The organism is Paenibacillus sabuli, from assembly GCF_014705605.1.
Lineage (GTDB): Bacteria > Bacillota > Bacilli > Paenibacillales > Paenibacillaceae > Paenibacillus_D > Paenibacillus_D sabuli.
Window position 1 is genome coordinate 24,676 of sequence record NZ_JACXIZ010000046.1, and the last position, 18,905, is coordinate 43,580.

At 62.3% G+C, this 18,905-nt stretch carries 20 protein-coding genes; 7 read left to right on the forward strand and 13 right to left on the reverse strand.

The window, feature by feature from the left end; all coding sequences use genetic code 11:
- Positions 1-221: 221 nt before the first annotated feature.
- The 3 genes from IDH44_RS21870 to galU all read right to left on the reverse strand — a co-directional run bounded on the left by IDH44_RS21870 (position 222) and on the right by galU (position 1,766).
- Entirely contained in the window at positions 222-422 is a 201-nt protein-coding gene (locus tag IDH44_RS21870) for a copper ion binding protein (protein ID WP_190920953.1), read from the reverse strand.
- Between the two features lie 75 nt (positions 423-497).
- Positions 498-827, reverse strand: a complete 330-nt coding sequence (locus tag IDH44_RS21875; protein WP_190920983.1) for a metal-sensitive transcriptional regulator — start codon at positions 825-827, stop codon at positions 498-500.
- 66 nt (positions 828-893) lie between these two features.
- Positions 894-1,766, reverse strand: a complete 873-nt coding sequence (gene galU, locus IDH44_RS21880) for a UTP--glucose-1-phosphate uridylyltransferase GalU (protein ID WP_190920954.1) — start codon at positions 1,764-1,766, stop codon at positions 894-896.
- 326 nt (positions 1,767-2,092) lie between these two features.
- Between galU and IDH44_RS21885 the strand changes: the two genes are divergently transcribed.
- Entirely contained in the window at positions 2,093-2,491 is a 399-nt protein-coding gene (locus tag IDH44_RS21885; RefSeq protein ID WP_190920955.1) for a secondary thiamine-phosphate synthase enzyme YjbQ, read from the forward strand.
- 24 nt (positions 2,492-2,515) lie between these two features.
- On the opposite strand, the gene IDH44_RS21890 is transcribed toward IDH44_RS21885, so the two are convergent.
- Positions 2,516-2,812, reverse strand: coding sequence for a hypothetical protein (locus IDH44_RS21890; RefSeq protein WP_190920956.1), 297 nt, complete (start codon positions 2,810-2,812; stop codon positions 2,516-2,518).
- A gap of 204 nt (positions 2,813-3,016) precedes the next feature.
- On the opposite strand from IDH44_RS21890, the gene IDH44_RS21895 reads away from it, so the two are divergent.
- From IDH44_RS21895 to IDH44_RS21905, 3 genes are all read left to right on the forward strand, one after another.
- Entirely contained in the window at positions 3,017-3,169 is a 153-nt protein-coding gene (locus IDH44_RS21895; protein ID WP_190920957.1) for a DUF1540 domain-containing protein, read from the forward strand.
- Positions 3,170-3,389: 220 nt separating this feature from the next.
- On the forward strand, positions 3,390-4,340 hold the full coding sequence (trxB, locus tag IDH44_RS21900) for a thioredoxin-disulfide reductase (protein ID WP_190920958.1): 951 nt from the start codon (positions 3,390-3,392) through the stop codon (positions 4,338-4,340).
- 49 nt (positions 4,341-4,389) lie between these two features.
- On the forward strand, positions 4,390-4,839 hold the full coding sequence (locus IDH44_RS21905; protein WP_190920959.1) for a Dps family protein: 450 nt from the start codon (positions 4,390-4,392) through the stop codon (positions 4,837-4,839).
- Positions 4,840-4,999: 160 nt separating this feature from the next.
- On the opposite strand, the gene IDH44_RS21910 is transcribed toward IDH44_RS21905, so the two are convergent.
- The 6 genes from IDH44_RS21910 to IDH44_RS21935 form a co-directional block, all read right to left on the reverse strand.
- On the reverse strand, positions 5,000-6,937 hold the full coding sequence (locus IDH44_RS21910; RefSeq protein ID WP_190920960.1) for an ABC-F family ATP-binding cassette domain-containing protein: 1,938 nt from the start codon (positions 6,935-6,937) through the stop codon (positions 5,000-5,002).
- 129 nt (positions 6,938-7,066) lie between these two features.
- A complete protein-coding gene (locus IDH44_RS21915) occupies positions 7,067-7,249 on the reverse strand; it encodes a hypothetical protein (RefSeq protein ID WP_190920961.1) in 183 nt (60 codons plus the stop codon).
- Between the two features lie 86 nt (positions 7,250-7,335).
- Positions 7,336-7,794 (reverse strand): flavodoxin, encoded by a 459-nt coding sequence (locus tag IDH44_RS21920; RefSeq protein WP_190920962.1) that lies wholly within the window; start codon positions 7,792-7,794, stop codon positions 7,336-7,338.
- Between the two features lie 118 nt (positions 7,795-7,912).
- Positions 7,913-8,728 carry a hypothetical protein gene (locus tag IDH44_RS21925; RefSeq protein ID WP_190920963.1) on the reverse strand — a complete coding sequence of 272 codons (816 nt, stop codon included), beginning with the start codon at positions 8,726-8,728 and terminating at the stop codon, positions 7,913-7,915.
- 201 nt (positions 8,729-8,929) lie between these two features.
- Positions 8,930-9,286, reverse strand: coding sequence for a Rieske (2Fe-2S) protein (locus IDH44_RS21930; protein WP_190920964.1), 357 nt, complete (start codon positions 9,284-9,286; stop codon positions 8,930-8,932).
- A complete protein-coding gene (locus IDH44_RS21935) occupies positions 9,283-10,416 on the reverse strand; it encodes an amidohydrolase family protein (RefSeq protein WP_223869931.1) in 1,134 nt (377 codons plus the stop codon). The genes IDH44_RS21930 and IDH44_RS21935 overlap by 4 nt, the downstream gene beginning before the upstream one ends.
- A gap of 255 nt (positions 10,417-10,671) precedes the next feature.
- Here IDH44_RS21935 and IDH44_RS21940 point away from each other — a divergent pair, with 255 nt between their 5' ends.
- Positions 10,672-11,445: a helix-turn-helix transcriptional regulator gene (locus IDH44_RS21940; RefSeq protein ID WP_190920965.1), complete on the forward strand. Its 774-nt coding sequence runs from the start codon at positions 10,672-10,674 to the stop codon at positions 11,443-11,445.
- Between the two features lie 811 nt (positions 11,446-12,256).
- Here the strand turns inward: IDH44_RS21940 and IDH44_RS21945 are convergent.
- The 3 genes from IDH44_RS21945 to IDH44_RS21955 form a co-directional block, all read right to left on the reverse strand.
- The gene (locus IDH44_RS21945; RefSeq protein WP_190920966.1) at positions 12,257-15,382 is read right to left on the reverse strand and encodes a glycoside hydrolase family 2 TIM barrel-domain containing protein; all 3,126 of its coding nucleotides are present in this window, start codon (positions 15,380-15,382) and stop codon (positions 12,257-12,259) included.
- A 147-nt stretch (positions 15,383-15,529) separates the two neighbouring features.
- Positions 15,530-15,778 carry a DUF7667 family protein gene (locus tag IDH44_RS21950; protein WP_397326824.1) on the reverse strand — a complete coding sequence of 83 codons (249 nt, stop codon included), beginning with the start codon at positions 15,776-15,778 and terminating at the stop codon, positions 15,530-15,532.
- 65 nt (positions 15,779-15,843) lie between these two features.
- Entirely contained in the window at positions 15,844-16,722 is an 879-nt protein-coding gene (locus IDH44_RS21955) for a helix-turn-helix domain-containing protein (protein WP_190920967.1), read from the reverse strand.
- 127 nt (positions 16,723-16,849) lie between these two features.
- Between IDH44_RS21955 and IDH44_RS21960 the strand changes: the two genes are divergently transcribed.
- Together IDH44_RS21960 and IDH44_RS21965 are read left to right on the forward strand one after the other, a co-directional pair.
- A complete protein-coding gene (locus IDH44_RS21960) occupies positions 16,850-17,902 on the forward strand; it encodes a Gfo/Idh/MocA family protein (RefSeq protein WP_190920968.1) in 1,053 nt (350 codons plus the stop codon).
- Complete coding sequence (locus IDH44_RS21965) at positions 17,899-18,894, forward strand: Gfo/Idh/MocA family protein (protein WP_190920969.1); 996 nt, start codon at positions 17,899-17,901, stop codon at positions 18,892-18,894. The genes IDH44_RS21960 and IDH44_RS21965 overlap by 4 nt, the downstream gene beginning before the upstream one ends.
- Positions 18,895-18,905: the final 11 nt, after the last annotated feature.

An 18,905-nucleotide genomic window follows, 5' to 3' on the forward strand; every position in this document is an offset into this window, starting at 1 on the left:
ACGCCCCGCTCCCCTCGCCGTGCTCCTGCAGCCGCCATTTTTGTCCGTTAGGATGAAAATGTCATATATTTTCGTTCAAAAAAAAGGCCCGCATAGCGGACCATAGTCAAATATCGTTTGACGCGGCTTGCGAAGCATCCAGCAGCAGCCCTGCCTGCAGCAGCAGCCGCGCCGCCACCGGCGGTCGCCCGACCGCCGTCATGCCGCCGGACCCCGCAGGCTTAGACGACGTCGTAGCCCTGCTCCTCGATGGCCGCTGCCAGTTGCTCGCGCGTCACCTTGGTCTCGTCGTAAGTCACTGTAGCCGTACCGGCCGCCAGATGCACCTTGCCCTCGGCGCCCAGCTCGCGCACCGCGCCTTCCACGGCTTGCACGCAGTGATTGCACGACATGCCCTTTACGTTCAGCGTTGCTTGTTGCATCTGCCTTCCACCCTCTCTGCGCATAGATTGTACAAGCGTCCCGGGTCAGGGGAGCAGCAGACCTGCCGCTTGCATTTATTTCAACAGCTTGTTGATGGTCACGAGCAGCTCGTCGACTACGGCGTGATCGCCCTCTTCAATCCGCTCCACGATGCAGCTCTTCATATGTCCTTCAAGCAGCAGCCGGCCTACGCTATTCAGCGCAGACTGCACCGCGGCAATCTGATTGAGCACGTCGTCGCAGTACGTGTCCCGCTCGATCATGCCCTTGATCCCTCTTACCTGCCCTTCGACCCGATTGAGCCGCGCCAGCAGATTGGACTTGAACTTCTCGGAGTGGTGCGCCTTGCGCTCGCCTGCTCCGTGACAGTCTCCTTCTTGCCGGAGCGGCTGCGCCTCTTCCATGGCAGTCATCCCCACCACCTCCGTCTTCTATTTTACCATACCCCCCATGGGTATTCAACAAGTTACTTAACACTCCTCCTGAGCCAGGCGCCGCTGCAAGTAGCTGCGCACATCGTCCGCCATATCCGCGCGCCGCAGCGCCAAATCGATCGTGGCCTCGACGAAACCGAGCTTGTCGCCGACATCGTAGCGGCTGCCCTCGTAGCAGTACGCCGCGATCGGCACTTGGCGATTCAGCTCCTGCAGGCTGTCGGTGAGCTGGATTTCTCCGTTTTTGCCCGGCTTGGCCGCGGCCAGCAGGTCGAATATACCCGGGTCGAGCACATATCGGCCGACGACGGCAAGGTTGGACGGCGCCTCGCCGAGCGGCGGCTTCTCCACCAGGTCGCGCACCCGGTCCGCGCCTTCTTGCTCAAGCGCCACAATGCCGTATTTCTCAGTCTGGTCCCATGGCACTTCCATGACCGCGACGACCGAGGAGCCGTCCTGCTCGTAGCGCTCGATCATGCTGCCCAGACAAGGCGGGTCGGAGAGCAGGATGTCGTCGCCCAGCAGCACCGCGAACGGTTCGTCGCCGATAAAGGTGCGCGCCGACAGCACCGCATGCCCGAGGCCGAGCGGTTCTTTTTGACGAATATAACAGATGTCCGCGAGTCTGGATATGCGCTGTACGAGCTCCAGCGTATCCGAGGAGCCGCGCGTCTCGAGCGAGTGCTCGAGCTCGACGGACTTGTCGAAATGGTCCTCGATGGCGCGCTTGTTGCGGCCGGTCACGATCATGATGCTCTCGATGCCCGAGGCGACCGCCTCCTCGACAATGTACTGAATCGCGGGCTTGTCGATCAGCGGCAGCATTTCCTTCGGCTGCGCCTTGGTTGCAGGCAAAAAACGGGTACCTAAACCGCCTGCGGGAATGATGGCTTTTCGTACTTTTTTCATGGTTGCACTCCTTTTCCGAGCCAAACGTATTCTTCTTCTATGCTTACGTTCCATAACAGTATGTATTCCTGATGCGGAGCAGTCCTCGGCATACGCTGCATACAGCTTATCCATAAGGGGGAGCCGCAATACGGGGGTCCCACTCAATATAACATAATTCCCACTATTGAGCACATCGACTGCCGCCGGCAGCCCTCCTGCGCCGGATTGACAGACCGCGGCCGCACATGGCACACTTCAACGAGAGCCAAAGGGCAGAGGTTGAGTAGGGTTGGAGTTGGACAGGAGCTAACATTTATCCGAATTCGAATAGGAGGCTGACGCGTATGCTATACAAGGAAGCGCTGCGCACGACGCGCAGAGACGAGATGATCGACATCACGAGGCAGGTCGCGGCGCTGGTCGCGCGCTCGGAGACCGAGGAAGGCGTCGCGGTCGTCTATTGCCCGCACACGACGGCGGGCATCACTATACAGGAGAATGCCGATCCGGACGTCAAGCTGGACGTGTTGATGCGGCTGGACGAGGTCTACCCGTGGACGCATCCGAAGTATCGACATGCGGAGGGCAATACGGCCTCGCATCTGAAGGCAATGACCGTCGGTGCCTCGCAGACGGTACCCATCGCCGGGGGGCGGCTTGTGCTGGGACGCTGGCAGGGCCTTTACTTTTGCGAATTCGACGGTCCGCGCAGTCGGGAATACGTCGTCAAGGTGCTGCGCTAGCTCGTCGCGGCTGGCGGGAGGCTGTCAATGCTTGCGTAAATGGTCGATGAGCTTGCGCAGGATGCGGTCGTCCTCCCGCCGTTCTTCGTTGCCCAGCCGCACAATGCGAATCTCGACCGGGTCGTCCCCGTTGGGATCGAAGAAGATCAGCCGCTCCGGGTCCTTGATCTGCGCGCCGCGGTACCCGCTGCCTCGCAAAAATTGCTCGATCTGATCGGCCGTAGGGGGCCGCTCGCCATCCGTGAAGATCAGTCCCTTCAGGTTGCGCTCTTCGCCGTGCTGCCTGAGGTAATCGATCCGAAATACAAAATTCCATTCCATAGGGGCTCGCTCCCTTGTTTGAGCTTGTCAGTTGTCTGAAAATTTGGTAAAGTCAAATCAGGTCCCGGAAGATACGCTGGGCCTGAATAAGCAAATAACCTCTCGCTAGCGGAGAGGTCGCGTGCCGATTAAAGAAGCTGTCGCTTGTTTAATCAACGGTATGCAGGTGCATCACGCTATTCCATGCGAGAGGAGGTGAACACCATGGCCAAGGACGTCCTGTGCGAGGTCAGCTCATGCCGCAACTGGCAAAGCAACAATCGCTGCAGCGCCGACTCGATCTACATCGTCAACAACAGCAGCAATACCGCTCACAAGTCGGCAGAAACTGACTGCAAAACATTTGACCCCAAATAAGTGAAAAAGGATACCGGTGATTGAAAAAAATATTGGCTTACAGGAGGAAGGGATCTGCGGTCCCTTCTTTCTCTTTGTATTTTAACAAGAATGATAATTGTTATCAAGTTATTTTTATCGGTTGACCGCGTCCAGGCGCGCGCTTGACAAACTCCTTTTATTATTTATAATTATTATAAAGTAATAATTTTTATCATTTAAGAAAAGGAGCTGTTTTCTGATGTACAATACGGTCATTGTCGGTACCGGCCCTGCCGGCCTCACGGCCGCAATCTACCTCGCCCGCGCCAATCTGAATCCACTTGTGCTGGAGGGACCCGAACCCGGCGGACAATTGACCACCACGACCGAGGTGGAGAATTTCCCCGGCTTTCCCGAGGGCATCCTCGGCCCCGAGCTGATGGCGAACATGCGCCGTCAAGCCGAGCGATTCGGCGCCGTATTCAAGAGCGGCTGGGTGACTCGGGCTGATCTGGACCAGCGCCCCTTTACACTCGAGGTCGACGGTCAGGAGCAACTGCAGGCTCAGACGTTGATCATCTCCACCGGCGCCTCGGCTCGCTATCTCGGCATCCCCGGAGAGAAGAGCAACGTCGGACGAGGCGTCAGCACATGCGCCACCTGTGACGGCTTTTTCTTTCGCGGCAAAAAAATCATCGTGGTCGGCGGTGGCGATTCGGCCATGGAGGAAGCCGGCTTCCTTACCCGCTTCGCGTCCGAGGTGCGCGTCGTCCATCGCCGCGGCGAGCTGCGCGCTTCCAAGATCATGCAGGACCGGGCCCGCCAAAACGATAAAATCTCCTGGAGCCTGAACCATACGCCCGTGGAAGTCGTGGCAGGCGGCCTGGGCGTGACCGGCCTCAGAACAGTCGACAACGCCACCGGCGAGGAGACCGTACTGGAGGCGGACGGCGTGTTCATCGCCATCGGCCACAGTCCGAACACCGCCTTCCTGGACGGGCAGGTCCATACCGACGGGCAAGGCTACATCGTCGTCCAGCCCGGCACGACCCAGACCAGCGTCCCCGGCGTGTTCGCCTGCGGCGACGTGCAGGATACGAAGTATCGTCAAGCCATCACCGCGGCCGGCAGCGGCTGCATGGCGGCGATGGATTGCGAGCGCCTGCTGGAAACGCTCGAAGCCTCGCACGCTCCCGTCGCTTCTGTCTAACTCGAACGCAATCAACATCATAAATGATAGAAAAACAGGAGGGATTAACATGTCTGCACAGGCTATCCATGACCTGCTCAATCGTCAAATCGCAAGCTGGGGCGTCCTGTATATCAAGCTGCACAACTATCACTGGTACGTAAGCGGCCCGCAATTCTTTACCCTCCATGCCAAGTTCCAGGAGCTGTACGAGGAGGCGGCTCAGCATGTCGACACGCTCGCCGAGCGCCTGCTGGCGCTGCGCGGCAAGCCGCTGGCACGGATGAGCGATTACGCCGCCCACTCGCTGGTCAAGGATGCGGACGGCGACGAGACCGCGGAGCAGATGGTCGAAGCCTTGATCGTCGATTACACACTGCTGATTCACGAGCTCAAGCAAGGCATCACGCTGGCTCAACAGGCTGGCGACGAGACGACTGGCGACATGCTGCTCGCGATCCATACCGAGCTGGAGAAGCACGTATGGATGCTGGGTGCCTGGAGCGGACGCCAAGTCTGAACGAGGCTGGACAGATGTGCCCCGGCGAAGCCGCCTATACCCGGCGATTCAATACCGCAAGCCCCCGGACCGACACTTCCTGCGTCGGCACGGGGGCTTGCGGCTTGCCGCTATACGAGCGGCCGCTTCGATCTGCGCTGCCGCCTAGCCATCGAGCGCGCTAATGCTTGGCCGCTTCGATCTGCTCGGCCAGCTCCTGCAGCTCTGTCCAGCGCTCCAGCAACCGGTCCAGTGCGGCCTCCGCAGTCCGCTGCTCCGCGACCAGCTCCTGGAGCCGCACCGCATCGCTGCCGGCCTGCTCCATCTGCGCCGTCAACTGCTGCAACTGCTGCTCGGCCGCTTCGATCCGTCCGTCGATCTGCTCATAATCCTGCTGATCGCGGTAGCTCATTCGCGGTGCGCGCGACCGATAGCGGGACGAGGAGTCGGCCTTCTCCTCGAGCGCCGCGACCTCCCGGCCCTCCTGCACAGCCGGAGCCTTGCCCGGGGCCATGCGCAGCGCCTCCTGCTTGCGCGCTGCGTAATCGCTGTAATTGCCGACGTGCAGCGCCAGTTCGCCGTCCCCCTCGAAGGCCACGATGCGCGATACGGTCCGGTCCAGGAAGTAGCGGTCATGCGAGACGATCACCGCGACCCCCGGGTATTCGTCCAGGTAGTCCTCCAGTACGGTTAACGTCGCAATATCCAGATCGTTGGTCGGTTCGTCGAGCAGCAGCACGTTGGGCGCCTCCATCAACACCCGCAGCAGTTGCAGGCGCCGCTTCTCGCCACCGGAGAGCCGCTCGATCGGCGTCCACTGCTGCGGACCAGGGAACAAAAAACGCTCCAACATCTGCGACGCCCCGATCATGGTGCCGTCGGATGTCCTGACCTGTTCTGCGGCCTCGCGAATATACTCGATCGGACGCAGCCGCTCGTCCATTTCCTCGTGCTCCTGCGTGAACCAGCCCAGCTTGACGGTCGGACCCAATACGACCTCGCCCGCGGTCGGCTCCAGCCTGCCGGCAATGAGTCGCAGCAGCGTCGACTTGCCGAGCCCGTTACGGCCGATAATGCCGAGACGGTCGCCGGGCACCGTCATATAGCTGAAGTTCCGAATCAGCACGCGTCCGTCCACTTCCATGCCCAGCTCGTGCAGCTCGAGGATCTTTTTGCCAAGCCGGGTCGATGCGACCGAGACGTCGACTTTGCCCGCCGCCTCGCGCGTCTGCTCTTGCTGCAGCGTTTCGAATCGATCGATGCGCGCCTTCTGCTTCGTCGTGCGCGCCTTGGCGCCCTTGCGCATCCACGCCAGCTCCTGCTTCAGCAGCTTGGCCCGCTTCGATTCGGCGGCCGCCTCGCGCGCCTCGCGGTCCAGCTTCAGCTCGAGGAAGCGGCTGTAGTTCGCCGTATAGAAAAACGCTCGTCCTTGATCCAGCTCGAGAATGCGGCTCGTCACGCGATCCAGGAAATAGCGGTCATGGGTAATCATCAGCAACGCCCCGCGCCGCCGCTGCAGCATCTCTTCGAGCCAGGCCACCGAATCGTTGTCGATATGGTTGGTCGGCTCGTCGAGGATCAGAATGTCCGACGGCTGGACCAGTGCTTCGGCCAGCGCCACCCGCTTGCGCTGACCGCCGGACAGCGTGCCCATGCGCGCGCCGTAGTCGGCGATCCCCAGCCGCGTCAGGGCGGCCTTGGCGTCGCTCTCGAGCTGCCAGGCCCCCAGCGTCTCGACCCGCTGGCTGGCCGTCAGCAGGCGCTGCTGCGCGGCCTCGTCGCCGGAGCGCAGCTCCAATGCGGTCATCGCCTCGCTGTAGCTGCGCAGCGCCTGCAGCTCTGGCGAGTCTCCCTGGTAGACGTGCTCCAGTACGGTCATATTCGGATCGTACGGCGGATTTTGCGCCAGCATGCGCAGCCGCACTCCGCTGCCCTTCACCACCTGTCCTCGATCGGGCGGTTCCAGCCCGGCAAGGATATTCAGCAACGTCGTCTTGCCCGTCCCGTTCACCCCGATGATGCCAAGCTTGTCGCCTGCCTCGACACCGAACGATACTTCCTCGAACAGCAACTTCTCGCCGTGACTCTTGCCGAGCTGCTCCGCCGCCAACAGATTCATGCGCATCTCCTTCTTCCCGCGCGGACACACCGGCCGCTCTTATGCTGCGCCCGGCTGTCATCCCGCCGCTCATGCCCCTATTCTAGCAAAGATGCGCTTGCCGCCGCAACGGCTGTGCGACCGTTAATCTTATACGCGCAGTCTCCCAGCCGCAACCTCATATTCCCGCAGCTTGCGATCGGCCTCGAGACGGCACAGCTCCAGCAGCTTCGCCCGCGCCGCAGCTCCTGCGACGACCCGTTGTTCTTGCGAATCCTGCTCCGTATCCGCCGTCCATTCATGCCGGGTGATCACCTCGTACAGCATACCCACCGAATTCCCTCCTTCCTCTCTTATCGTCGTCCGCCTCCAGTTGCTTCGACGAAGTGCGAACTCAGCCTCTGCTGCCTGTTGCGCAATTAACCGATCTGCGCCGCCAGCAGCGCTTCCGCGAGTCGGCGTCCGGTGGCGCGACATTCCCCCAGCTCCTCGATTGACGGCGCCAGCTCGATTTTTAACCGTTCCAGCACCTGAGCGGCGCCGCGCTCCAGCAGCTTGTCTGCAAGCAGATCGACGGCTGCGCCGTACATCGGGTAAGACGAATCCGCCGAGCCGAAGGTCGTGCAGATGCGGCCGTCCAGATTCAGCGTGTCCATCCCGTCGTAGAAGTCCAAAAACTCATCCGGCAAATCGCCGTCGCCCCACGTGTACGCCCCCAGCGCTACCGCATCGTAGCCTTCCAGCTCGGGCGCTTCTACATCGAGCACCGACTGCAACTCAGGCGCAATGCCCGCCTCCCGAACTCCGGCAGCCACCGCTTCCGCCATCTCTTCCGTATTGCCGCCCAGACTTGCGTATACGATGATTACTTTAGCCATTTTGTGTTTCGCTCCTTCATAGGATAATGATAATCATTATCAATAATAGAGGCTGGCGCTCCCTTAGTCTGTCTTTCAATCGCGAAGTTAGACGCGACTTTCGCTTCCGCGCCGTGCCTCAGGTCATCGTCTGCACGCCCTGGAACAGGGTTGCCATGTACAGATTGTCCCCGTCCATGTCGATATCGGTCACCGGACAGCCGAGCTTCACCGAGATCAGCGTCGGCTGTCCCGCGCGCAATACGCTCATGCGATACAAGCCCCGGTCCGTGCACAGGAACACGCCGCCCGCCTTACTCACGACAGAGAAGATAAACTGCTTGCCGAAGCGTATGCTATCGAAGCCTCCCCGCTTGTTGCCCATCATGAGCTGCCCCTTCTCCGTGACCGCCAGCACATGCCCGTGATAGATGGCCAGCGACGTCACCGCCACGCCCCAGTCGTATTCCTGCCAGGCGTCGGTCAAGCGGTCATACAGCGCGAGCCCGTGATCCATCGCCAGAATGATGAACTGCGGCAAGTATAAGAAATCGTAGACGATCGAGCTGGCATACGCCGTTTTGGTCCAATGGCCCCCTACGCTGCTCCACAAGCCGTATTGCGTCGCGGCCAGCGCCAGATTGCCGAGCTGCCTGTATTGATAACATCCGATCGCCAGCCTTGTCTCCTTCCACTCATCATTGCCCTGCAGCGAGTAAAGGCCGTGATTCGTACAGGCGTATAGTGCTTGCTCGTGGACGTGGAGCCGGTTGATATGCGCCTCCGAGGGCAGCCCCTTCTCCAGTCGCTCCCAGCTGCCGCTCTCTGTGCTGCGCAGCACCCCCTGGCCCATCAGCGCCGCGACCAGCTCGTCCGGGCGCAGCACCTTGACCGATGAAAAATGAAATAAAAACCAATCCTCGTGATTGGTCGAGAGATTGCGATTATCGGGCATTGCACGCCCTCCCGTCAGTCCGTTTTATGTAAGCGAACGGTTTTCATTTCCCATTTTAATTGATAACGATTATCAATGTCAAGAGAATGCAGAAAAAGCTTGCGCTTTCATTCCCGGTCTCCATCTTGGCCAGCATGCCGAACAAGGTCGCTCTTGGGCGACCCTGTTCGGCTGGGGACTGCCGCTGGTCGGCACTCCGCCTTACATTTCGATATAGACCCGTCCCTCTTCTACCTCGGCCTTGTAGCCTCGCAGCTTCTGCTCGCCCGCCAGATGCTGGCCGGTCTTCAGATCGAATTCCCAGCCATGCCACGGACAGCGCAAAATTTCCTGGTCGCGGCCGTAGACATATTCGTACACATTCGAGGCGAGCCGGGTGCCGCACACCCGACCCTCGCAGACCGGAGCGAAGGCGTGCGGGCACAGGTTGCGCCATGCGCGCACCTCGCCATCCACCTCGAACAGCCCGATCTCCGCCTTGCCGACCTGCACGATCAGCCTCCCCTTCTCCCGCAATTCCTCCAGCGATGCCACGTCGTGCCGCGTCTTGGTCGTCATGCTCGCACCGCCCCCTCGCCCACCTGAGGACGGGTGTGCAGGCCGTACAGATCCATGGCATTGCGGGCGAAGATGCGGTCGCGCAGCGGCTTGCGAATCTGCTGCAGCGCAATCTGCGGGTTGTCGAAGTCCCAGTGCGGATAGTCCGACGAGAACATGACCATATGATCGGCGTCGATCATGTCGAAGATCGCGTTCAGATGATCCTTGCGCTCCGGCTCCTCGATCGGCTGGGTCGTCAGCCGGATGTGCTTGCGAATGTACTCGGACGGCAGCTTTTTCAGCCATGGGACCGTGTCTCGCAGCCCCTTGTAATTTTTGTCCATGCGCCACATCAGATGCGGCAGCCAGGCCAGACCGCCCTCGATGGCGACGAATACCATCTCCGGGAACTTCTCGAATACGCCTTCGCAGACGAGGCTATTCACATGCGCCATGTAGTTCGTCGGCAGGATGTTGTGCCATTCCAGGTAACGCGTCGGATGGCCGGACGGCGTCGGTGGACCGGCGATGCCGCGACCCTCCGTGCCGGGATGAATTGCTACGGGCAGGTTATGGCGCGCTGCCGCCTCATAGATCGGATGAAACACACGCTGTCCGAACAACTGGCGCGAGCCGCTGCACATAATGACCTGCACCATGTCCTTGTGGCGGGCCATTCGCTCGATTTCCTTGGCCGCCTCCGGCGGGTCCGAGTGGTTGACGAGGATCGAGCCTTTATATTGCGGGCTGGCCTTCAGCCATGTCTCCACGAGCCAGTCGTTGTAGGCGCTTGCCACTGCATTGCCAAAGTCGGGATCGGGGTTCAGCGAGATGCCGAGGATGCCCGACCCGGTCAATACGGCGTAGTCGATGCCGTAGCGGTCCAGATGATGCTTCTTCAAAAACAGCGGGTCGCTGCCGGGCGCGCCGCCTGTATCCGTTACAGCGTCGCTGCGGTTGACGCTGTTGTTGCCGTAGTAGCCGCCCCCGTAACCGGGACCGCCGCGCAGCCACTGCTCGTGAAAAGCTTTTGGCAAAAACGGCAGCAGATGGTCTTTGTGGCCGATTGCATTATGCACGTCCGCATCAATGATGCGCGGGGCTTCAGCCCCCTCCTCCGTCTGAGCGATGCGCGAGGAATCAGTCATATCCTTCAGCTCCTTGGGTTGACGATATAGCTTAAGTATAGAAGACGGCGCCGATGCCGTCGATGCAGGATTCACCTAATTTCGGACAATATTCCGATTATTTATTTGCCCCGTCCATCTTGACTGGCACACAACTCCACTCCTGTATATACAGTTTATTCGCTCATCTCCGGTTGTGCTATAATAGAAATCAATATGCCTCACCCAATACTTTCAGAAAAAATTACGCCCGTATAGAAAAGGAGTGCTGCCGCCATGTTCGACATTCGCATGATGAACCGCCGTCACAAGGTCACCGCAGCCTGGCGCATCGGCCCGTCCAACGTGCCCACCCATATCCTGGCACTCATCACCGACGGCATGGTCGATTACCAATTCGAGGACGAGACGCTGCGGCTCTACAAAAACGATATGCTCTACCTCCCGATCGGCATCGCGCGCGCTGCCGTCCCCGTGCCGCCGGACTATCACAAGATGATGTCCGTGCACTTCGTCGCCGCGCCGAGCGCACCGGCCGATCTGCCCGTGCTATGCGAGCGCGAGCTGCGCATCGTACGGCTGGGCAACGCCGAATATGCCAAGCAGCGCATGTCGACCTTAGCCGAGCTGTGGGAGAACCGTCCGCTCTATTACGAGCTGCAGACGCAGGCGATCATCCTGGAGTTGCTCTGTCTGTTCGGACGCGAGCTGACCCACAGCCGCTACAGCCCCCGCAAGCATGCCGTCGTCCAAGAGCTGCAACGCTTCATTCACACCCGCTACGATCAGCGGCTCACCCTGGAGCGGCTCGCCGCCCACGTCGACCGGACGCCCAATTATATCTGCACGCTATTCAAGGACATGACCGGCCAGAGTCCGATCGAATACATCAATCAGATCCGCGTCAACGCCGCCCATGAGCTGCTGCTTAATACCGAGCAGACGGTCACCGACATTGCCGAGCAGGTCGGGTTCTCGGATCCCTATTATTTTAACCGCGTCTACAAAAAAATGTACGGCCTGCCGCCCAAACGGTCGGTCGTCGAATAACGCCGCCACGATCGAACCTGTCAAGCGCGCGACGCGCTGCATAAATCGAATCGGGCATGGTCATGCAGACTGCCGGGTCCCGGCAGCGCGGGCATTGCCATACAGAGCGAGCCGTGCCACGACTGATCGGACCATGTCCTACCAAGAACTCCGGGCCGCTGCAGAACGGTACGCTCCATGACAGAGTCGGCGGGGCCGCCGCAAAAAATTGGACGGCCCCTGCCGTGTGCCCGGCAGGGGCCTGTAATGGTGCGCGTTGCATGCGTCCGGCAATCCGCAACATAGCTTGGCGGCCGGAAGCGAAACGCGTCGTATGACGTAGCGTAACCGTGCGGATCTTCACAACATTTACACGAAAACAACGAAAGCCCTATCCTCTCGATCGTCCTTGCGGTTCCATGACCAGCGCCAGTGCGAATCCGTGCTCCTTTATTGCAATAAAGCGTCAATTGAATTTCGCTTGAAAGGGAATAAAAGAAATGTCCTAACGGATGGGAGACAATCCTAAAAAAATCGAAGAAAATCCAAGGGGTACACTACTCTTACACAAATGCTAGTATAACGCGTTTTACTGATATTGTCAAACAAGTGTTCTTGCCAGGCGAACCTGAGGCCCTATAATGGTCCTATGGCCTGGTGGCTCCTCTGTTATCCGCGCCCGCGGTGGGGGCAAGCGGATTGTAACGGTCATGGGAGCCGCTTAGCGCTGATTTTTTGCTCCTGCTTGCTCCTGCTTACTCCTGCTCGCCCTCTCCTGCTCTGCCCTTCCCTCTCGCGCCGCCGGCAAGCCGGCGACGCGAGAGCCGTCGCTCTAGCTCAGTCCGCGCAGTGTGAAGGAGAAGCGGTAATTGCGATTCGCGTACAGCGTGTATTCGGGATGCACCTTGGCCTTCCAGCTGTCGTCGCCGCCGACGCCCATCTGCTTGCCGGCGATGCGCACGACAACGCGCTCCGAGGCCGGCAGCTTGTAGGCGTGGCTCGCTTCCTCGAGCTGCTGCGCCGTATACGGCAGCGCGCTCAGCTCGATCGTCGGCGCGCCCTCGACGCGCAGACCGGCGCCCGACTCGTCGCACAGCTCGGCCCAGCGCACGCCGACCTTGTTGCCGCATTCCTGCGGCTTCAGATACGGCGTCAGCTGCTCCGCAACCGTACCGCTGTATACGCCGAGCGGCGCGCCGTGCTGCCGATCCCAGTGGCTCTCGTGCGGGCCGTGACCGTACCAGTCCAGCCGCCCGTAGCGGCCGTCCAGCTCGAGCTGGAGCGCCACCACCGGCAGCTCCGGCAGCGACGGATCGCCGGGCACGAGCACGCACGACACCTCGATCGCGCCGTCGCCCGTCACCGTATAGGCCGCCTCGAGCGCCGAGGCGGCGCCGGTCGGCAGCGTCCACAGCTGGCGCACCGTCACCGTCCGCTCGCCCTTCTCCACCCCGGCCAGCACGGCCGTCGCGCCCTCCGTGGCCTCGCGCCAGACGGCGCTGCGCTGGTCCAGCTTGCTGCCGCGATCATTGTCCGTCCAGGCCCGCCACAGCATCGGTCGCGGGCCCTCCTGCAGCAGCTCCCGGCCGTCGCAGCGATAGCGCGTCAGCCCGCCGGTCGACGCGTCAAAGACCGCCTCGAAGCGCTCGCCCGCCACCTGAATCCGGCCGTCCGCCGCCGTCGTGACGAGCAGCGGGGCCGCGCTCAGCCCGCCCGCCGTCTCGACCGCGGGGGCTTGCGGCTGCGCCGGCAGACGCAGCTGGCGCTGCCCGATCACATGCCCGGCGGACGCCCACGGCGTATCCGCCGGCAGACAGAGCCGCACGTCCAGCCATAGCTCCTCGCCCGCAGCCGTCTGCAGCGTCGTCTCATAGGCCAGCGTCAGCTCTGCCGTCATCCCGGGCGCCACGGCGAAGCGACCGCGGCGCGTCTCGACGGCGACGCCGCCGCGCAGCACCCGCCACTCCCAGTCGTACGCCTCCAGATCCGTGAACAGATGCGTGTTCGTCACGCGCACCCGTCCGGCCGCCGCGTCGAGCGGCTCGATGCTCACGTTCTGATAGCAGGCCTTTGTCTCCAGCAGCTTCGGCGTCACGCTGCGATCGGCGAACAAGAGGCCGTTGCCGCTGAAGTTGCCGTCGTGCGGCGACTCGCCGAAGTCGCCGCCGTACGCCAAGTAAGACGTGCCGTCCTCGGCCTTGGTACGGATCGCCTGATCGACCCAGTCCCAGATGAACCCGCCCTGCAGCACCGGGTAGCGGTCGAACAGCTCGGTGTACTTGTGCAGATTGCCGCTCGAGTTGCCCATCGCATGACTGTACTCGCACAGGATGAACGGCTTCGCCGGCTTGCCGAGCGCATACTTCTCCACCTCGGCCGGCTGCGTATACATGTGGCTCTCGATCTCGGAGGCGTCGTCGAATTCGCGGTGATGGAACGTCCCTTCGTAATGGACGAGACGACCCGGATCGCGTTGCTTGAAGAAGTCGCGCATGTGCAGGAAGTTCTCGCCGCCGAACGACTCGTTGCCGAGCGACCAGATCAGGATCGACGGATGGTTCTTGTCGCGCTGGTACATCGAATTGGCGCGATCGAGCACGTTCGCCTTCCACTCCGGCTTGCTGCCCGGCAGCGCGCCGCCCTCGCCTTGCTGACCATACGTCCACAGCCCGTGCGTCTCCAGATTGACCTCGTCGATGACGTAGAGGCCGTACTCGCTGCACAGCTCGTACCAGATCGGCTGATTCGGATAATGCGACGTGCGCACGGCGTTGATGTTGTGCGCCTTCATCAGCTCGATATCGGTCCGCATCGTCGCCACGTCCATGACGCGGCCGCTCTCGCAGTGGAACTCGTGGCGGTTGACGCCCTTGAAGACGATCCGTTCGCCGTTGAGCTTCATGAGGCCGTCCTCGATCGCGAAGCGGCGGAAGCCGACTCTGCTGCGGTGCGCTTCCAGCATAGCGCCGTCCGCATCCAGCACGCTCAGCACGAGCGTATACAGATTGGGCTGCTCTGCGCTCCACAGCCGCGGCGCCGCGAGACGCGCATGCAGCGCCAGCTCCGCCTCCATGCGCCCCGTCAGCTCCGCCTCCGCGCGCAGCGGCGCGTCCAGTACCGGCCGACCGTCCGCGTCGTACAGCATCGCCTCCAGCGCCGCCGCCCTCGCATGACGGCCGTCGTAGTTGACCAGTCGCGCCGCGACGGCGAGTTCGCCGTGCGTCAGACTCTCGTCCGGCTCGGCCGTCACCTTGTAATCGTACAGGTGCGCATCCGGACGCGCATGCAGGTACACGTCGCGGAAGATGCCGCTCAGCCGCCAGAAGTCCTGATCCTCCAGCCAGCTCGCATCGCACCAGCGGTACACCTCGACCGCGAGCTTGTTGTCGCCGTCCGCGAGGTACGGCGTCAGGTCGAATTCGGCCGGGGTGAACGTATCCTCGCTGTAGCCGACCAGCTCGCCGTTGAGCCAGACGTAGAACGCCGACTCCACGCCCTGGAAATTCAGGAACACGGGGCGGCCTTGCCAGCCTTCGGGCACGCGAAAATGCCGGACGTACGAGCCGACCGGATTGTATTCGACCGGGGCGAACGGCGGCTGGATCGCTTCCCGCTCGCTCCACGGATAGCGAATATTCGTATATTGCGGATAATCGTAGCCCTGTAGCTGCCAATGCGACGGGACGGGCATATCCGCCCATTCGTCCGTCCGATAGTCCGTACGGTAGAAGTCTCGGATGCGCTCGTCCGGTTTTTGGGCCCAGGCGAACTTCCACGCGCCGGCGAGCGACAGCCGCGCCGCCGCGCGGGAGGGATCGCCGATCAGCGCATCCTCCGCACTCGCATAGGCAATCGATTCGGTATGCGCTTCCATCCGGTTCAGGGCGTACAGCTCGGGATTGTTATTCCACTCCGGGTACCCGTTGGCTGGCGGCGTATACATAAATTTAGCTGGCATGATTCACATCAACCTCGCTTCGCTGTAAGAACTCGAAGAACGCGCAGACGCAGCATCTGCACGCGCTTGTCATTCAAGTATAGCGGAAGCCGGCCCCTCGGGAAACCGCAACATTTGAAGCCGAATAGCACAATTTGAAGACAATGGTCAGCGCCGGGAAGTGGGCGGCCCGCCCCCGAGCTTTTCGATCTGCCGGCAAATTTCGTGCTGCCAATCCGTATCGTCGGTCATCGAGGCGAGCAGCGAAATGTTGCGCAGATGCGCCAATTCACGGCAATAGGACGCATTGACGGCCAGACAATGGTCCATGTCCATTTGCTCCTGATCGGTCAGCTCGCGCGCGCTGCGGATCGTCCACAGCTCGGCGAGCCGCTCGTGTATCGGCAGCAAGCTCACCCTCCTCCCCCCCTTCCGTCGTCACCTTCTTTATAGTATTGCCAGAATGTGCCGAACGAAACGATTTATTTGCCCAAGCGGCGCAAATATTGACCCGGCGTCACGCCGTTGTAGCGCTTGAACAAGGCATAGAAATGGGCCATGTTCTCCATGCCCGCCGCGCGCGCCGCCTCCGCCACCGTCAGATCGGCGGAGACGAGCAGCCGCTCCGCCTCCTGAATGCGCCGCCGATTGACGAAATCGGTAAAGCTCGAGCCGGTCGCCTGCTTGAAATAGGCCGAGAAATACGAGTAGCTCATTCCGGCCGCGTCGCTCGCCTCCTGCAGCGTCACCTTGCCTGGCAGGCGGCTGTCGATGAGCGTCAGCGTGCGCCGGATCACCCGCGCGTCCCCGGCGCCCGCCGGCGCCAGCACGCCCCGCGTATCCGCGCGCAGCAGGAGCAGCAGCAGCTCGTGCACGGCGGCGCTCACCGCGAGCTCGTAGCCCGGCCTGCTCTGCGTCACCTCGTCGTAGAGACGGCCCACGAGCGCCGCGGCCTCCGCCCGGGCCGCCGGCTGCTCGGCGAAGATATAATTGACGCTGTCCAGCGGCTCGAGCAGCTCCGCATAATGGCGCGCATACCGCCACAGCGCCGCATCGAGATAGGGCTGCAGCTCGAAGTGAATCACCATGCAGCGCATCGGGTCCGGTCCCGGCGGGCCGGTGCGGTGCAATTGATTCGAGCCGAACACCGCCACGTCTCCCGCCTCCAGCCGATAGGCGCGCTGGACCGTATGCATCTCGTGGACGCCCTCGCAGACGAGCACGACCTCGATCTCCTTGTGATAATGCCAGCGCCACGCGCTCGGCTGCGCCTCGGCGGGACGGGGCGCACTCGTGTACGCCAGCACCTTGATGCCGAGCTCGCGGTCCTGCGGATGAATCGGCTCCTGATAGATTTGCATGGCAGCGCGCCAACCCTTCATCGTAAATTTGCATAAAAACCGCATAAATCACGGCATAGCTCGGGCGCCCGCTCCCATTGTATCGTAAGAAGCAGATCGCCAGTACAGAAAGCGAGGCATGTCCAACATGAAAATCGCAATCGTCGGCTGCGGCGGGATGGGTCACATCCACGCCGCCGCATACGCGCGCATGACGCATGTCCGGATCGTCGGCGTATGCGACGTCGACCCGATCCGCGCGGCCGAGCTCGGCGAGCGAATCGGCGCGCCGTCCTACACCGATTATGGACAGTTGCTTGCAGCCGAAGCGCCCGAGCTGGTCAGCCTGACCGTCCCCAGCCATCTGCACCTTGCCTACATCGAGCAGACCGCCGCCCATGGCGCGCATATCGTCTGCGAGAAGCCGCTCGCGCTGACCGTCGCCGACGCCGAGGCCGCACTTGCCGTCTGCGCCAAGCACGGCGTGCGCCTGTTCGTCGGCCATGTCGTGCGGTTCTTCCCGGACTACGCCGGCCTCAAGCACGCGGTGGACGGCGGGCGGATCGGCACGCCGGGCGTCGCGCATCTGCGCCGCGTCGGCGGCTATCCGGAACGCCAATGGTTCGCCGAGGAGGCGAAGAGCGGGGGCGTCATCACCGACCTGATGATTCACGATATCGACTATGCGCGCTGGACGCTGGGGCCCGTCCGCTCCGTCTACTGCCTGCGCCGGACAGCCGCGGGCCTCGATTACGCGCTGGCGACGCTCGTCTTTGCCAGCGGCGCAGTCGCCAATCTGGAGAGCCACTGGGGCTACCCCGGCTCCTTCCGGACGGCGGCCGAATTCGCCGGCGACGGCGGCGTCGTCCGCCTCGACAGCGCAGCCTCCGCCGCGCTCCACATGCGCAAGACCCCTCCGAAGCGGACAGACGCATGCGCTCGAACGGGGGAAGGCCCTGCACCCGCCGCTGCCGACGCAGCTCCGGCCCCGGCAGCGGCGGAGATCCCGCGCAGCCCGCTGCGCAAGAGTCCGTACGCCCGGGAGCTGGAGCACTTCGTCGACTGCCTGCGACTAGGCGGCGCTCCACTCGTCACTGCGACCGACGCCCTGCAAGCGCTCCGGGTAGCCGAGGCGGCGCACCAATCCGCCCGCACTGGGCGAGCCGTCTACCTGTCAAGCGAGGAAGGAGAACGCCTATGACACCACCTGTAAAGATCGGCATGATCAGCATGGCGCACGGCCATGCGCACGCCTACATGGAGGCGCTGCTCGCCATGCCGCAGGCCGATATCGCCGGCATCGCCCATCCGTCCCGGGACGAAGTCGCCGACGTACTGGCGCGCACCGGCATCCCGTATTACGCCGATTATCGGGAGCTGCTGCAGACCGACATCGACGCTGTCGTGATCTGCTCCGAGAATGCGCTCCACGCTCGTCACACCATCGACGCCGCCATGGCCGGCAAGCACATACTGTGCGAGAAGCCGCTCGGCATCGAGGTCGGCGAAATGACGCGCATGATCGACGCCTGCCGGGAAGGCGGCGTGCAGCTCATGACGGCGTTCCCTTGCCGCTATCTTACCGCTGCAGAGGAGGCGCGGCAAGCGATTCTGCGCGGCGAGATCGGCGAGATCCTCGCCTTCAAGGGCACCAATCGCGGCACCTTCCCCGGGAGCTGGTTCGCCGATAGCGCCCGCTCCGGCGGCGGCGCGCTGCTCGATCACTCGGTGCATGTGCTTGACCTGCTGCACTGGATGATGCCCGGTGCCGCCGTGCGCGAGGTGTACGCGTATGCGGCCAATCGCTTCCAGCCGGAGCATGAGATCGATGACGCCGGAATGCTGCACGTCACCTTTGACAACGGCGCCTGCGGCGTCATCGACACGAGCTGGTCGCGGCCGCGCACATTCCCGACCTGGGGCGACGTGACGCTGGAGATCGTAGGTAGCGCGGGTGTGCTCTCGCTCGACGCCTTCGCCCAGCACAATGAGGTCTACTCGGATGCGGCCGGCAAGGGCGCTTACGCCTATTGGGGAGACGGCATGGACGAGTTGATGGTGCGGGCCTTCGTCGACGCCGTGCGCAGCGGTCGGCCGGTGCCGATTACCGGCGCAGACGGACTGCACGCCGCCAGGGCCGCACTCGCCGGCTACGACTCGGTGCGCAGCGGCCAGCCGGTGCGGTTAGCCTAGCATGGACGACA